The 13632-nt window shown below is 65.9% G+C and carries 15 protein-coding genes and 4 tRNA genes; 12 read left to right on the forward strand and 7 right to left on the reverse strand.

Annotated features, from left to right (window positions below; genetic code table 11):
• The first annotated feature begins 45 nt into the window (after window positions 1-45).
• Genes ABIA65_RS11825 through ABIA65_RS11845 form a run of 5 tightly spaced genes read left to right on the forward strand, consistent with a single transcriptional unit; the run spans window position 46 to window position 3525 of the window.
• Entirely contained in the window at window positions 46-468 is a 423-nt protein-coding gene (locus tag ABIA65_RS11825; protein ID WP_354523610.1) for a plasmid replication, integration and excision activator, read from the forward strand.
• A complete protein-coding gene (locus ABIA65_RS11830) occupies window positions 465-1787 on the forward strand; it encodes an FtsK/SpoIIIE domain-containing protein (protein ID WP_354523611.1) in 1323 nt (440 codons plus the stop codon). Before ABIA65_RS11825 ends, ABIA65_RS11830 begins: the two co-directional genes overlap by 4 nt.
• A complete protein-coding gene (locus ABIA65_RS11835) occupies window positions 1780-2115 on the forward strand; it encodes a hypothetical protein (RefSeq protein ID WP_354523612.1) in 336 nt (111 codons plus the stop codon). Before ABIA65_RS11830 ends, ABIA65_RS11835 begins: the two co-directional genes overlap by 8 nt.
• A gap of 4 nt (window positions 2116-2119) precedes the next feature.
• Window positions 2120-2356 carry a helix-turn-helix transcriptional regulator gene (locus ABIA65_RS11840; RefSeq protein WP_354523613.1) on the forward strand — a complete coding sequence of 79 codons (237 nt, stop codon included), beginning with the start codon at window positions 2120-2122 and terminating at the stop codon, window positions 2354-2356.
• Window positions 2356-3525 (forward strand): site-specific integrase, encoded by a 1170-nt coding sequence (locus ABIA65_RS11845; protein ID WP_354523614.1) that lies wholly within the window; start codon window positions 2356-2358, stop codon window positions 3523-3525. Before ABIA65_RS11840 ends, ABIA65_RS11845 begins: the two co-directional genes overlap by 1 nt.
• 23 nt (window positions 3526-3548) lie before the next feature.
• Here ABIA65_RS11845 and ABIA65_RS11850 read toward each other — a convergent pair.
• From ABIA65_RS11850 to ABIA65_RS11860, 3 genes are all read right to left on the reverse strand, one after another.
• Window positions 3549-3625, reverse strand: a tRNA-Phe gene (locus ABIA65_RS11850).
• A gap of 42 nt (window positions 3626-3667) precedes the next feature.
• A tRNA-Asp gene (locus ABIA65_RS11855) sits at window positions 3668-3744 on the reverse strand.
• 52 nt (window positions 3745-3796) lie between these two features.
• Window positions 3797-3869, reverse strand: a tRNA-Glu gene (locus ABIA65_RS11860).
• Window positions 3870-3984: 115 nt separating this feature from the next.
• On the opposite strand from ABIA65_RS11860, the gene ABIA65_RS11865 reads away from it, so the two are divergent.
• A tRNA-Lys gene (locus ABIA65_RS11865) sits at window positions 3985-4057 on the forward strand.
• A 126-nt stretch (window positions 4058-4183) separates the two neighbouring features.
• Window positions 4184-4543 carry a DUF732 domain-containing protein gene (locus ABIA65_RS11870; protein WP_354523615.1) on the forward strand — a complete coding sequence of 120 codons (360 nt, stop codon included), beginning with the start codon at window positions 4184-4186 and terminating at the stop codon, window positions 4541-4543.
• A gap of 24 nt (window positions 4544-4567) precedes the next feature.
• On the opposite strand, the gene ABIA65_RS11875 is transcribed toward ABIA65_RS11870, so the two are convergent.
• Window positions 4568-5737, reverse strand: a complete 1170-nt coding sequence (locus ABIA65_RS11875; RefSeq protein ID WP_354523616.1) for a serine/threonine-protein kinase — start codon at window positions 5735-5737, stop codon at window positions 4568-4570.
• A gap of 54 nt (window positions 5738-5791) precedes the next feature.
• Here ABIA65_RS11875 and ABIA65_RS11880 point away from each other — a divergent pair, with 54 nt between their 5' ends.
• Window positions 5792-6163: a DUF2510 domain-containing protein gene (locus ABIA65_RS11880; RefSeq protein ID WP_354523617.1), complete on the forward strand. Its 372-nt coding sequence runs from the start codon at window positions 5792-5794 to the stop codon at window positions 6161-6163.
• Here the strand turns inward: ABIA65_RS11880 and ABIA65_RS11885 are convergent.
• A complete protein-coding gene (locus ABIA65_RS11885; protein WP_354523618.1) occupies window positions 6145-7149 on the reverse strand; it encodes an oxygenase MpaB family protein in 1005 nt (334 codons plus the stop codon). The two genes, ABIA65_RS11880 and ABIA65_RS11885, sit on opposite strands and share 19 nt — an antisense overlap.
• Window positions 7150-7220: 71 nt before the next feature.
• Here ABIA65_RS11885 and ABIA65_RS11890 point away from each other — a divergent pair, with 71 nt between their 5' ends.
• Window positions 7221-7805 (forward strand): TetR/AcrR family transcriptional regulator, encoded by a 585-nt coding sequence (locus ABIA65_RS11890; protein ID WP_241403135.1) that lies wholly within the window; start codon window positions 7221-7223, stop codon window positions 7803-7805.
• Between the two features lie 29 nt (window positions 7806-7834).
• Here the strand turns inward: ABIA65_RS11890 and ABIA65_RS11895 are convergent, their stop codons facing one another.
• Together ABIA65_RS11895 and ABIA65_RS11900 are read right to left on the reverse strand one after the other, a co-directional pair.
• Window positions 7835-8251, reverse strand: coding sequence for a hypothetical protein (locus ABIA65_RS11895; protein WP_241403134.1), 417 nt, complete (start codon window positions 8249-8251; stop codon window positions 7835-7837).
• A gap of 116 nt (window positions 8252-8367) precedes the next feature.
• Window positions 8368-8832, reverse strand: coding sequence for a hypothetical protein (locus ABIA65_RS11900; protein ID WP_354523620.1), 465 nt, complete (start codon window positions 8830-8832; stop codon window positions 8368-8370).
• Between the two features lie 214 nt (window positions 8833-9046).
• On the opposite strand from ABIA65_RS11900, the gene ABIA65_RS11905 reads away from it, so the two are divergent.
• The 3 genes from ABIA65_RS11905 to ABIA65_RS11915 all read left to right on the forward strand — a co-directional run bounded on the left by ABIA65_RS11905 (window position 9047) and on the right by ABIA65_RS11915 (window position 13560).
• Window positions 9047-10048 carry an acyl-ACP desaturase gene (locus tag ABIA65_RS11905; RefSeq protein WP_241403132.1) on the forward strand — a complete coding sequence of 334 codons (1002 nt, stop codon included), beginning with the start codon at window positions 9047-9049 and terminating at the stop codon, window positions 10046-10048.
• Between the two features lie 41 nt (window positions 10049-10089).
• Window positions 10090-11223 (forward strand): tRNA dihydrouridine synthase DusB, encoded by a 1134-nt coding sequence (gene dusB / locus ABIA65_RS11910; RefSeq protein ID WP_354523767.1) that lies wholly within the window; start codon window positions 10090-10092, stop codon window positions 11221-11223.
• Window positions 11224-11427: 204 nt separating this feature from the next.
• Window positions 11428-13560 (forward strand): LCP family protein, encoded by a 2133-nt coding sequence (locus ABIA65_RS11915; protein ID WP_354523621.1) that lies wholly within the window; start codon window positions 11428-11430, stop codon window positions 13558-13560.
• The last annotated feature ends 72 nt before the right edge of the window (window positions 13561-13632 follow it).

Genomic DNA, 13632 nt, shown 5'->3' on the forward strand with positions numbered 1-13632 from the left:
TAGGTTGGATAGTTATCTAGTCCGTTCCACCCGAAAGGTTCCCCAATGTCCATCCCCAAATGGCTCCAGATCGGGCACGACCAGGTGTTTTCGTGCGGCGCGTTCGTCGTGTCGGAGGTGACGCCAATGATCGACTTCGACAAGTCCTCGGGCGAGAACCGCGTACAGGCGAGGGACCGCGACACGGGAGTACCGATGTGGCAGGTCGAAGTGCTCGACGGCGATCCGACAGCTCCGAAGCGCAGCCGCACGGTGACGGTGAAGTTCGCCGCGCCGGTGCAACCCATTGCGCCCACCAATTCCAGCGGAACACCGTTCACTCCTGTGGTTTTCGAGGGACTGACGGCCCTGCCGTACATCGAACGTTCGGGCGACTTCTCGCGGATCGCGTGGTCGTTCCGAGCCGCGGATATGAAGGCGCCGGGAAAGCCTTCCACGGCGTCCAACTCAGGTCGGGAGTCCGCATGAACCCGGACCCGTTCGCACCGGTCGATCCCGACAGCCCGCTGCGGTTCGACCACCTGCTGCACCTGCTGACTAGTTTCGCCCTGTGCATGGCGGTCGTCGTGGTCATCACCGGCGCCGCCCTGACCTACTGGCGGCTGCACTCACCCGAGACCTACGAGGAACGATTTGCAGCACCTGCCAGGCTCCTGCGCTGGCGACTCTGGGCACACGTCTCATGGCAGCGGCTGTGCAAGCGCTGCGGCTTGTCAGCCTCCGAGCAGGTCACTCGCCGCGATCACGACGGACGGCAGATCTCGTCGACGCGCTGGCTTCATCCAAAGTTGTTGGGAACAGCGGTCTCCCGCACCAGCCTGCGCCTGACAGTGCGAGCAAGGATGGGACAGACCGTCGAAGACTTGGAGCGGGCCATTCCAGCGATCCGCGACGCTGCGGGCGCACACTCGGCGCGCTCGGTTGTCATCTCTCCCGGCACGGTACGGATCGAACTGGTCATGCGGGAACAGTTGTCAACGGTAGGTAGCGCTGCTCCGCCGACAGCGGTAGCGACAGCGCGAGTCACGCTCGGGCGATGCGAGAACGGATCACCCTGGACCCTGCCATTGAGCGGCCGGCACACCCTGACCGTGGGCTGCTCAGGCGCAGGCAAAGGTTCGGTCTTCTGGGGCATCGCCGGTGGGCTCAGCCCGTCCGTTGCCGCCGGACTGGTTCGCCTGGTGGGAATCGACCTGAAGTACGGCATCGAACTGTCGGTCGGCTCGGCTCTGTTCACCAAGATCGCCACCACAGAATCCGCTGCCGTGGAAACCCTTGCCGCGCTGGAGAAGTTGATGAACGAGCGCGGCACCGCGATGGCAGGCCGCACGCGCGAACACAGTCCGACCACGGCCTCTCCCCTCGTGGTGTTACTGATCGACGAACTCGCCGGAATAACCGCCTACATGAGTGATCCAGCCCTGCGCAAAGAAGCCGCCGCCTCGTTGTCGCGGATCCTCACCAAAGGCCGCGCCCTGGGAATCGTAGTGACCGCGTTCCTGCAAGATCCTCGCAAAGAAGTCCTTCCGATGCGAGGGCTGTTCACTCAAACCATCGCGCTCCGACTGCGTTCCCGCGACGAAGTCACGATGGTTCTCGGCGACGGCATGGTTGATAGCGCACCCGCACACCGGATCAGCCCTGATAGACCGGGCACCGGCTACGTCATCGCCGAGGACGGCCAAGTGACCAAGGTGCGATCCGACTTCTGGACAGACGACCAAATCCGCTCCACTGCACAGCAATACGGACGGTCCCGAACCGTCGGAGGGCAGCGCAATGAATGACGACTCGTCCATCTTCGAGCCACCCGACCAGGGCCAAGTGACGCGGCATGTAGAAGACTTGATCCACCGTGCCAACCTCGTCCGCAGAGGCGGATGGCACCAGTACCGGCACGTCTGGTCGTGCGGCGAAGTCATCGGCACCGCCCTGGTCCTGGATGATGACGCCGAGCTCCAGCGATGCGGCGAGACAACGATCTCCGCGCTGGAGCGGTGGGCATTCGACCTATGGGGAATCACCGACGGCCAAGCCGACACCGATGCCGGATTGCCGCGCACACGAGCCTGGTTCGGCTCGCTCCCTGCCGACATCCCATCCACAACGAGGTGAAGCAATGGTCACCCACGGTCTCCGGGAAACCCTGCTCACCGCCGGAACCTTCCCTGAACTGCTGACCGCAGAGCAAGTGTCAGCATTGCTCGGCGTCTCGGCCGCGACGCTCAACCGCTGGGCGGCGATCCGCGAAACGACCGGCGAGCAGATCGGCCCGCCCTGCTACACGTTGTCAGAGCGGGTGCGACGCTGGGACTGCGCCGAAGTCCGGTCCTGGCTGAAGCAGGTGCGTCGGTAATGGCCGGTAACACCCCACGCGGCATCCGAAAGCGACTCAACACGGCCGGAGAGTCCCGCTACCAAGTTCGCTACCTGATCCGTGATCCCGACGTACCGTCAGGCTGGGTTGAAACATCGGCCACGTTCCCGACCCTCCGCGAGGCGAAGGCGTTCAAATCCGAACGGGACAACGAAGCCGCGCTCGGCGCCCGTCGGTTCGACCCGCGCCTGGGCCGTACACCGCTGAACCGGGTCTGGACACAGTTCTCCGACTCCAAGAAGCCCGCTGTGTCGCCGAAGACCTGGAGCGGGTACACCCAGCACTGGGGTCTTCGTATCGCGCCGCAGTTCGGCCACGTGCCGGTCGACGAGATCACCCGTGCCGACATCCAGGCGTTCGTCGACGGCCTGACGGTCGGCCCATGGGCGAAGGTGTCCACGCTGCGACTCCTGCGTTCGATTCTCGACGTCGCCCACCAGGACGGCCGCATCCACCGCAACCCCGCCCTCGGTGTCTCAGCGGGTCGTATTCCTGAGCGGGAGCGTCACCGCTACCTGACCGCGCAGGAAGTTCAGACACTCGCCGCTGCCTGTGGCGATCAGGGCGACGTTGTGACCGTCCTCGCCTACACCGGCCTGCGCTGGTCCGAACTCGTCGGCCTTCGCGTCAAGGACATCGACCTGGCCGCTCGCCGTCTGTACGTTCGGCGCGCTGCGCCCGAAGTCGAAGGTCGGATCGTCATCGGTCCCACCAAGACGGCGGCCGGGACCCGAACCATCCCGCTCCCCCAGGTCGTCACTGACGCCTTGAAACCGCGCATCGCTGGCCGCGCTGCCGATGAGCCCGCCGTCACATCACCCAACGGAGCGATGCTCCGGTCCAACAACTGGCGCAGGCACACCCACTGGAACAAAGCCCTCAAGAAGACCGACCTGGCTCCGCTCACCATTCATGATCTGCGCCACACCTACGCAAGCCTGGCAAGAAAATCAGGAGCAGATCTGCGCTACGTGCAGAAGACCATGGGCCACTCGACGCCAACCGTCACCGCGAACATCTACAGCGACCTTTACTCCGACGAGCTGGACCAGGTGGCAACCAACCTCGATCAGCTTCACGCGACTGAGATTCAAACACCCAAGACCGGACAAGAACCGGACGAATCAAACCGACAACCGAGTGCATAACCCGTGTCTATGCAGGTAAAGAATGGTGGCCAGGGCCGGGATCGAACCGGCGACCTTCCGCTTTTCAGGCGGACGCTCGTACCAACTGAGCTACCTGGCCGGAAGGCTCTCGGCCTTTTACGACCGAGAATCCTCGCCGAACTGGCGACCCTGACGGGACTCGAACCCGCGACCTCCGCCGTGACAGGGCGGCGCGCTAACCAACTGCGCCACAGGGCCTTGCTTTCCTGCTGTACTGCTTTCCTGCTGTGCTCCGCGTTACCGCGTTGCGTACCCCCAACGGGATTCGAACCCGTGCTACCGCCGTGAAAGGGCGGCGTCCTAGGCCACTAGACGATGGGGGCCTAATCCGAATCTCTCCGGGGTACTCATCAACACTGTTCCGTTGGGAGCTTCGATAGCTTAGGTTACCGACACCCGAATCCTCAAACGGGGTCGCCAAGTAAGGTGATTCCCCGCGCCCCTATAGCTCAGTTGGTAGAGCTACGGACTTTTAATCCGCAGGTCCCAGGTTCGAGCCCTGGTGGGGGCACAACAGCGTCTACCGGCGCCAGCATGCTCGGAGTAACGACGCATCCTCGCTCCTCGATACTCAGCGGGAGGAACGCGAACGCGACCACTATCGTGTTCGTCACCAGCCCTACGATCTGGAGCCACGATGCATCGCCGCTTGATTACCCGGACCGCCGCCTCGGCGATCGCTGCCGCCACCCTCGGCTGCTCGGTGTTGATCGGTGCGGCGACGGCCGGTGCCACATCGCAGGACGACCAGTTCACCGAAGTCGTGTCGGCCCTCGGCATTACCGTCGAGTCCCCCGAGCAGGCCGTCAAACTCGGCCACGACGTCTGCACCCTGCTCACCCAGGGCGGCGCCCAGGGACCGAATCCGGTGCCCGTCGTGCGCGGAGTGGTGGGCCGCCTCACCAACGCCGGCATGACCAAGGGGCAGGCCGCCAACGTGATGCGCGCAGCCGTCAAGATCTACTGCCCCGAATTCGGCTCGATCGTCGGGCGCTAGTTCACCGAACCCCGGCGGGTGACGTCAGTCGTCGTGCTTGGGCTTCTTCGGCTTCTCGTTGCCGCGGCCCGGCGGTCCGTTGCCGTTGCCGTTGCCTGGCCGTTGCCGAGGCTCCATCGTCGTCGCCGAGGTCGTTGGCCAGGTGACCGACGTGGTGACGGGCACAGCCGACGACGTGGTGGAGCTTGTCGAAGATGAAGTCGTGGGCGGCACGGAGGTGCCGGGCCCCGAACTCGTCGCCTCGGCGATCACCAGGATCAGCGCCAGCACCACGGCCGCGGCACCCGCTGTGAGAGCCAACAACTTTCGTCGTCGTCCCGACGGAGGTGGCGGCATGAGGGCACCGGTGAGCGGCAACGGCGGCGCTGCCATGACCCGCGTCGGCGGGCGGACTCCGAGCAGGGCCGCGCGCATGGCCTCGGCACTGCCGAACCGCTGCGCGGGATCCGAGGACATAGCGCGGTCGATCACGCCCGCCAGTACGGGGTCGACGTCGGGACGTACCGTCGCCAGCGGCGGCAGGTCGTGCTCGGCGATCGCGCGCACCAGCGCGGCCGGCTCGTTCTGCGGGAAGGGCATGCGGCCTGTCAGCGCCTCGTAGCCGACCACTCCCGCCGCGTAGAGATCGTCGATTGGCGTCGCGGGCCGTCCGGCGATGCGTTCGGGGCTCAGATAGGCCATGGTGCCCACCATTTGGCCCACCCGAGTGAGGTCCGTGCCGCCGGACTTGGCGATGCCGAAGTCGGCGAGCTTGGCCTCCCCCGACGCCCCGAACAGAACGTTGGCGGGCTTCACGTCGCGGTGCAGGATGCCCGCCGCGTGCGCGGCACCCAGCCCGGCCAGAACGTCGATCAGAACGGCACGCACGGCGTCGGGCGGCATCGGCCCACGCGCGACGGCATCGGCGAGCGACGCCCCGGGCAGCCGCTCCATCACTAGATACGGCACCCCTCGGTGCTCCCCGCCGTCGTGCACCACGACGATGTTCGGATGGTTCAGGGCCGCGGCCGAGCGAGCCTCGAACTCGAACCGCGCCCGGTGCTCCGGATCCGTCAGCAGTGCGCGGTGGAGCAGCTTGACCGCCACGGGGCGTTCGAGGCGGACGTCCCACCCCGCTTGCACCTCGGCCATGCCGCCGCGTCCCAGGAGCCCGCGGAGTTCGTATCGCCCACCGACGAGTTCCGGGTCCTTCATCGTGCCCACGCTAGCCGCGGCACCGAGTGCTGCCGAATCGTAGAATCGAAGCCGATGCTGTATCCGGTCAACTCGAGGTTCTGGCGACGCCATCCGGCTCTGGTCGCCGGTTCAGTGGCACTCGCGGTCTGGCTGTCACTGCAGGGCTGGTACGCGACTCTGGCCGTGTTGACCACGGCGGCAACGCTGATCGCGATCCGTCGAACGCGCCGTGCGCGGTCGATCGAGCGCGCCGGATTACGCGCACGCGCGGAGTTCGAGAACCGCCTCACGGGTTACGGCGACCCCCGCGGTGTGTTCGGGCGATACCCTCCCGCGCGGGCCGGATGGTTCACCGACCCGGTGAGCCAATGGCGGCTGCGCTACTTCGACGGCTGGGCGTGGACGGGCCACACCGCCGTACGCCCTCAGACCTTCGGGCAGTAGAACTGCGGCTGACCGCGATACTCCACCGGCGGCAGGTTGCGCGCCGGCGTCTGCACCAGCGGGGCATCGGCGGGCAGCCGGCCCGTGGCCCGATCGACCGCGGAACGCTTCCGCGGATGCATCAGCATCCGCTTGGGCAGCACCTTGGTGGCGAGTGTGATGACATCGCAGAGCCGCCTGTGCACGAACTCCTGACGGGGTGACCAGGTGTACCCCATCAGCTCCCGCACCGGCGGATCGTAAAGGGCCACAGTCATGAACGTCAGGAAGTGCTGCATGACCTTGAGGTTCAGCGCCCACAGCGGATCCGGAATCCAGCGCAGGGAGGGATGTTTGGGCATGGTGGACAGATCCATGACCTCAGTCGCCGCGTAGTGCTTCTCCAACACGTTGTTACACATGTGATCCCAGTACTCCTGGAACTCCTCCCAGGACTTGGGCACCGGCCGCATGCTCATCCCGTACATCCGGTACCAGGTGACGTGCTCGTCGAACAGCTGACGCTTGTCGGCCTCGCTGATCCCGCCGCCGAACTTCTCGGCCGCGAGCAGTGTCGACTTGAAGAACGTGGCGTGCGCCCAGTAGAAGACCTCCGGGTTCAGCGCGCTGTACCGCCGGCCCTGCTCGTCGACGCCCTTGATGCCGACGTGGTAATCCCGCACCTCGGCGCCGGTCATCGGCGCGCGGTCACCGTCGAAGACCACGCCGCCGATCGGATAGATCGATCGCAGCAGCCGCGGGATCCGCTCCATGAAGAAGATCGAGTGCTCCTGCACCGCCGCACCCAGCTGCGGATGCATGTTCTGCATCGAACCCGCCCAGGTGCCCTGGAACAGACCGGTCCACTGGCCGAAGTACTTCCATGTCAGCGAGTCCGGCCCAAGTGCCTCGGGAGGCCCGTCATAGCCGCCGGGAGCGACGGGGCAGCCACCGCTGATCGCCGCGTCGCTGGTGACGGGGCAGGCCGGGGACGTATCTTGAGTCACTGGCGGGTATCTCCTGACGGTCAGACGATATTCTGACTACGAGCGTTGTCACCCGCGAGCTTAGGAGGGATGTGGCGTCAGGTCAACGACGGAGCCAGTGGTCCGGTGTGCCACTGGAGGATCGTCAGACGATGCGCCGCGACAAGCTTGTCGCCGCGGGGGTGGATCTCCTGGGCGGCGAAGCCGGTCCGGCGCTGACAGTGCGCGCCGTGTGCCGCGAATCCGGCCTGACGGAGCGCTACTTCTACGAGAGCTTCGCCGACCGTGACGAATTCGTCCGTGCGGTCTACGACCACGTGTGCAGCACCGCGATGTCGGCGCTGACCTCGTCGACCACCCCACGCGACGCCGTCGAACGCTTCGTCGCCCTGATGGTCGACGACCCGGTTCGAGGCCGGGTGCTGTTGATCGCACCCGAGAGTGAACCCGTGTTGGCCCGGTCCGGCGCGGAATGGATGCCGACGTTCATCGACCTGCTTCAGCACAAGCTGACGCGGATCACCGATGCCGCCGTGCAGGCGATGGTCGCCACGGGCCTGGTCGGCGCACTCACGGCGCTGTTCACGGCGTATCTCAACGGGCGCCTGACGACAACCCGCGAGCAGTTCATCGACTACTGCGTCGACATGCTGCTCAGCCGGGTGTCATCGCATTGACCAAACGGCGCTAGACGCGCCTCCCCTGACTACTCGTCGGGGGTGCTGACCTGTTCGAGTTCCTTCTGCTCGGCCGCCGCGGCCTCTTCTTCGGCCGCCTTGGCCTCGCGGCCGGCAGGGCTGGCCAGGGAGTTACCCGGCTTCGTCTCGGAGGCGACGCCACCATTGCAGTTCAAGTAGAACTGGATGCCGTCAACGGCGGAGCCATCGACGGCGCTGGTGAAGGGTGTGGGCTGCGAGCGGGTGACCAGGCACTCGTCCTGGCTGACCTTGTCGCCGACCCTGGCCGCGACCACTACCGACTGGCCGGCATCACTTGCCGCCGAGGAGGCATCCGCATACGTCTGGCCCGCGTAGTCATCGGCGGCCGCGACGCCCGTGCCGAGTGCCGCGGAGATCGCGAACGCGCACACTGCGCCGGACCCCATAACGATGAACTTCTTCACGTTCGACCTCTCTACCAATCCAATAGCTGCTCGGGGATGGTACCGCCGTCGAGCCCCGCGCGCAGTTCTAGTGTGACGGGTGAGAAATGGTCTGCAAGCTGGCGTTTACTCCGAGCTCACTCGGCGCCGGTCTGGGCACCGGCCTCCGCGAGCTGGTCGAGCTCGGCCTGAGCCGCGGCGGCGCGCTGCTTGGCTTCCCGCGCCTCTTTCTTGGCCATATCGGCCTCCCACATCTTGCGACCCGTGGGGCTTTGCAGGGAGTACCCGGGCCACAGCGCGGTGCCGTACTTCGCGTAGCAGTTGAGATGCACGTTCATCACACTGCGGCGCCCGTCGCCGTAGCCGTCGATCGACGCCGCCGGGGTCGCGCTCGAGACGATGCACTGATTCCAGTCCTTGCGGTCACCCACCGTGGTGGCGACCTGAGCAGACATCCCCTGCCTGCTCAGCGCGGCTTTCGCGTCGGCGAAAGTCTGGCCGACGACCCCGTCGTCAGCGCTGGCAACCCCCGCGCCCAGCAACCCCACCGCCATCGCCGTAGTTCCGAATGCACTGGCACCGAGGACCAAGAACCTCTTCACGATTGGTGCGACCTTTCGTCACCGCCGGGGCGATTTTCTGTTTTGCTGGAGGGCAATGGAGTCAACGGATAGTACAACGCCGCCGTCGCGGGCGGTCACGGTTTGAATCCACTTCCGCAACACGCGTCACACAACATCATGGCAAGCTTGAATGTCACCGACATTCACAGATATATTGACTGCAACCAACAGGTACAGATAACTCGGAGGCGCCATGTCGAAGGAATTCACCGACCTGCAGCTTCTGCAGGAGCTAGAGCCGGTCGTCGAGCAGAACATCAATCGGCACATGTCGATGCGCAAGGACTGGAACCCGCACGACTACATCCCGTGGTCAGACGGCAAGAACTTCTACGCCCTCGGCGGCCAGGAGTGGTCGCCCGAGGAGTCCAAGCTGTCTGAAATCGCGCAGACCGCCATGGTGCAGAACCTGTTGACCGAGGACAACCTGCCCTCGTATCACCGCGAGATCGCCATGAACTTCACCATGGACGGCCCCTGGGGCTGGTGGGTCAACCGCTGGACCGCCGAGGAGAACCGGCACGGTATCGCGCTGCGCGACTACCTCCTGGTCACCCGGGCCATCGACCCCGTCGAGCTGGAGACCCTGCGCCTCGAGCAGGTCACCCGCGGATTCAGCCCCGGCCAGGGCCAGCAGGGCGAGATGTTCGCCGAGCGCCTGTTCGACTCGGTCATCTACGTGACGTTCCAGGAGCTGGCCACTCGGGTCAGCCACCGCAACACCGGCAAGGCCTGCAACGAGACGGTCGCCGACCAGCTGCTCGGCCGAATCTCAGCCGACGAGAACCTGCACATGATCTTCTACCGGGACGTGTCGGCCGCCGGTATGGACATCGCCCCCAACCAGGCGATGAAGTCGCTGCACCGCGTGCTGCGCAACTTCAAGATGCCCGGATACACGGTGCCCGAGTTCCGTCGCAAGGCCGTGATCATCGCCGTCGGCGGCGTATACGACCCCCGGATCCACCTCGATGACGTCGTGATGCCGGTGCTGAAGAAGTGGCGCATCTTCGAGCGTGAGGACTTCACCGGCGAGGCCGCCGAGATGCGCGATGACCTCGGCAAGCTCATCGAGGAACTCGAGGAGACCTGCAAGAAGTTCGAGACCGCCAAGCAGCGCCGCCTAGAGCGTGAGCGGCAGGTGGCGGAGAAGAAGGCGATGAAGAACCTTCTGGTGACGTCATCGTCGTCCTAACCGACTCCCGGCCCCTGGCCGACGCACCGGCCCGGTCCGCTCTGCGGATCGGGCCGATCGCGTTGCGCAGTCCCGTCGTGTTGGCCCCGATGGCCGGTGTCACCAACGTGGCGTTCCGCACCCTGTGCCGCGAACTCGAACTCGCCCGCGAGGGCACGGTCAGCGGCCTCTACGTCTGCGAGATGGTCACCGCGCGCGCACTGGTCGAGCGTCACCCGGTGACGATGCACATGACGACGTTCGCTCCCGAGGAGACGCCGCGATCGTTGCAGCTGTACACCGTCGATCCGGCCAACACCTACGCGGCGGCCAAGATGATCGCCGACGAGGGCATGGCCGATCACATCGACATGAACTTCGGCTGCCCGGTTCCCAAGGTCACACGGCGTGGCGGCGGGGCGGCACTGCCCTACAAGCGCAAGTTGTTCGGCCAGATCGTGGCGGCGGCCGTACGGGCCGTCGACGGCACCGGGATCCCCGTCACGGTGAAATTCCGGATCGGCATCGACGACGCCCACCACACCCACCTGGACGCAGGCCGGATCGCCGCAGAGGAGGGTGCAGCCGCCGTCGCGCTTCACGCGCGGACGGCGTCGCAGCGCTACTCCGGCACCGCCGACTGGGATCAGATCGCGGCGCTCAAGCAGCACGTCACGAATATCCCGGTCCTCGGCAACGGCGATATCTTCGCCGCCAGCGACGCCCTGGAGATGATGGCCGCCACGGGGTGTGACGGAGTCGTCATCGGGCGCGGTTGCCTCGGTAGGCCGTGGTTGTTCGCTGAACTCTCCGCCGCGTTCGCCGGACGCGCTCCTGCCACCCCACCGACCCTCGGTGAGGTGACCCACATCATCCGCCGCCACGGCGAACTCCTGGCCGACCACTTCGGCGAGGAGAAGGGTATGCGCGACATCCGCAAGCACGTCGCCTGGTACATGCACGGGTTCCCCGCCGGCGCTGACCTTCGTCGCGCATTGGCACTGGTCAAGACGCGGTCCGAACTCGACGACCTGCTGTCCAAACTCGATCCCGACGTCCCGTTCCCGCAGGCCGCCGAGGGGCCGCGCGGGCGCCAGGGATCGGCGGCATCGGTATCGCTGCCAGAGGGCTGGCTCACCGATCCCGACGACTGCACGGTGCCCGCCGGGGCTGACGTCATGCACTCGGGAGGATGATTCAGCCGAGCATTTAGCGCGATCTGAGACAGCATCGAGACGGCACTGACACGTCGCTGGACTAGCTGACGCTCAGTATTGCTCCGTACGATGTGGGTTCATCGCCACCGGTTCCGGTGGCGGAGCGCCACATCATGCTGCTACAAGACTAGAAGCACTTTTCAGGATTTCTGCGCCATGGGCGGAGTCGGAGGCCGGTAGGACATGAGTGACGGTGAGAACCACACTCCCGGCCGTCCACGCCCGGATGACGCCGCTGGCGACAATAAATGGCTTACCCGATCGCCGCGGTCAATGCGAGGCGCCGCGCCGTGGGAGCGCGCCGCGGCACAAGAATCCGACATCCAAGAACCCAACGCCGACCAACCCGGCACACCGCCGACGGGGAATCACACCGACGGTGTGACCGTCGCCGATCTGATCGCCAAGGTGGCCGGCGCCTCACCACCTGAGCGGTCCACGCGCCGCCCGCGGCGCCACCGCTCGCGTGAGGAGTCCTCCGAACCACCGGCCGAGCCACCGACTGAGCTGCCGCCCGTTGATCCGGCGCCGGTGGCCGAGTACCTCGACTACCCGGAACGCGGCGACTACCCGGAACGGGACGACCACCCCGGCTTCGACCCCGCCACCGACATCCTCCCCGCGATATCCGCCCACTCCGATGAGCTGCCTGTGCTGTCCGAGGAGCCGCGACGGGCCGCGAGGCCAGCCCGCATCGGGAAGGCGCGGCAAGCCGGCGAGACCGGGCGACGGCGCGGTATGCACTCGGCGATGATCGTCGGTCGCGTTGCCGCCGCCCTGATAGCCGTTTTGGCGCTGGCCCTCACTGGCGCGGCGTGGCAGTGGCAGTCGGTGAAGAACGGAAACCTCAACAGGGTCTCGGCGCTGGATCCCAACTCGCGCGACATCCTCGACCCCAACGCTCAGTTCGGTGACGAGAACTTCCTCATCGTCGGAACCGACACTCGCATCGGCGAGAACAGCGAACTCGGCGCGGGCACCACCGACGACGCCGCGGGCGCGCGATCCGACACCATCATGCTGGTCAACATCCCGGCCGACCGCAAACGCGTTGTCGCCGTGTCGTTCCCGCGCGACCTGGCCATCACACCCATCCTGTGCGAACCGTGGGACCCGAAGACGGGCAAGTACGGGCCCATCACCGACCCCGACTCCCCCATGTACGGGCTCGAAGAGGCCTACACCGAGACGAAGCTGAACTCCGCCTACGCCGTCGGTGGACCCAAGTGTCTGGTGAAGGTGATTCAGAAGCTCTCGGGCCTGTCGGTCAACCGCTTCATGGCCGTCGACTTCGCCGGCTTCTCCAAGATGGTCGACGCACTGGGCGGCGTCGAGGTCTGCACCACCACGCCGCTCGAGGACTACGAACTCGGCACCGTGCTGGCCAACGCCGGGCCTCAGCTCATCGACGGTCACACCGCGCTGCAGTACGTGCGCGCCCGCCAGGTCGTCACCGAGACCAACGGCGACTACGGCCGGATCAAACGCCAGCAGCTGTTCCTCTCCTCGCTGCTGCGCTCCCTGATCTCGAAGGACACGTTCTTCTCACTGAGCAAGCTCAACAACGTCGTGAACATGTTCATCAACGACAGCTACGTCGACAACATCGACACCAGGGACCTCGTCGACCTCGGCCAGTCCATCCAGGGTGTGAACGCCGGCCGAATCACGTTCGTGACGGTGCCGACGGTCGGATACGCCGACGAGTACGGCAACGAGACGCCGCGCACCGACGACATGCGTGCACTGTTCGACGCGATCATCGACGACGACCCGTTGCCCGAGGAGAAGAACGCGGACAACACCCCAGTTCCGGAGACGCCGGAGGCAACCCCCGGCTCGGGGTCGCAGCCGTCCACCTCCGAGTCCGCGCCGGCTGAGAAGAGCAACGGTCAGACCGTTGACGCGGTCACCACCGATCCCAGTGACGTCACTGTCCGGGTGTCCAACTCGACCGGCGAGAGCGGCCTCGCGGCCACCGCGGCCAGCGAACTGCAGCAGCACGGGTTCGTCGTCACCGATCCCGACGACTACCCGGGACCGCTCAGTTCGACCACGGTCTTCTACTCGTCAGGCAACGAACAGGCCGCCGCCACCGTGGCCTCCGCGTTCGCCAAGAACACCATCGAGCAGGTGCCCGGCATGGGCAGCGAGATCCAGGTGGTGCTCGGCGCCGACTTCTACTCGGTGGGCGCACCGTCCCCGAGCGGCTCACCGGTCCAGGTTCAGGTCGTCAAGGGCACCAACTCGAGCACACCGACCGAGTTGCCCGAGGACCTCACCGTGACCAACGCGGCGGACACCACCTGCGAGTGACTCACGGGGAATCGCCATTCACCGTTCGTTCACCTGGGACATCGTGACGATTGCGTGGCACAGAACGTAGGC

Source organism: Mycolicibacterium sp. 624, assembly GCF_040548615.1.
In the GTDB taxonomy this organism is placed as follows: domain Bacteria; phylum Actinomycetota; class Actinomycetes; order Mycobacteriales; family Mycobacteriaceae; genus Mycobacterium.

Coding starts and splice junctions, on each gene's coding strand:
- ABIA65_RS11870 (WP_354523615.1), top strand. CDS start 4,184: ATGCATCGCCGCTTGATTACCCGGACCGCCGCCTCGGCGATCGCTGCC.
- ABIA65_RS11905 (WP_241403132.1), top strand. CDS start 9,047: ATGTCGAAGGAATTCACCGACCTGCAGCTTCTGCAGGAGCTAGAGCCG.
- ABIA65_RS11840 (WP_354523613.1), top strand. CDS start 2,120: ATGGTCACCCACGGTCTCCGGGAAACCCTGCTCACCGCCGGAACCTTC.
- ABIA65_RS11880 (WP_354523617.1), top strand. CDS start 5,792: ATGCTGTATCCGGTCAACTCGAGGTTCTGGCGACGCCATCCGGCTCTG.
- ABIA65_RS11825 (WP_354523610.1), top strand. CDS start 46: ATGTCCATCCCCAAATGGCTCCAGATCGGGCACGACCAGGTGTTTTCG.
- ABIA65_RS11875 (WP_354523616.1), bottom strand. CDS start 5,737: ATGAAGGACCCGGAACTCGTCGGTGGGCGATACGAACTCCGCGGGCTC.
- ABIA65_RS11830 (WP_354523611.1), top strand. CDS start 465: ATGAACCCGGACCCGTTCGCACCGGTCGATCCCGACAGCCCGCTGCGG.
- ABIA65_RS11915 (WP_354523621.1), top strand. CDS start 11,428: ATGAGTGACGGTGAGAACCACACTCCCGGCCGTCCACGCCCGGATGAC.
- ABIA65_RS11835 (WP_354523612.1), top strand. CDS start 1,780: ATGAATGACGACTCGTCCATCTTCGAGCCACCCGACCAGGGCCAAGTG.
- ABIA65_RS11845 (WP_354523614.1), top strand. CDS start 2,356: ATGGCCGGTAACACCCCACGCGGCATCCGAAAGCGACTCAACACGGCC.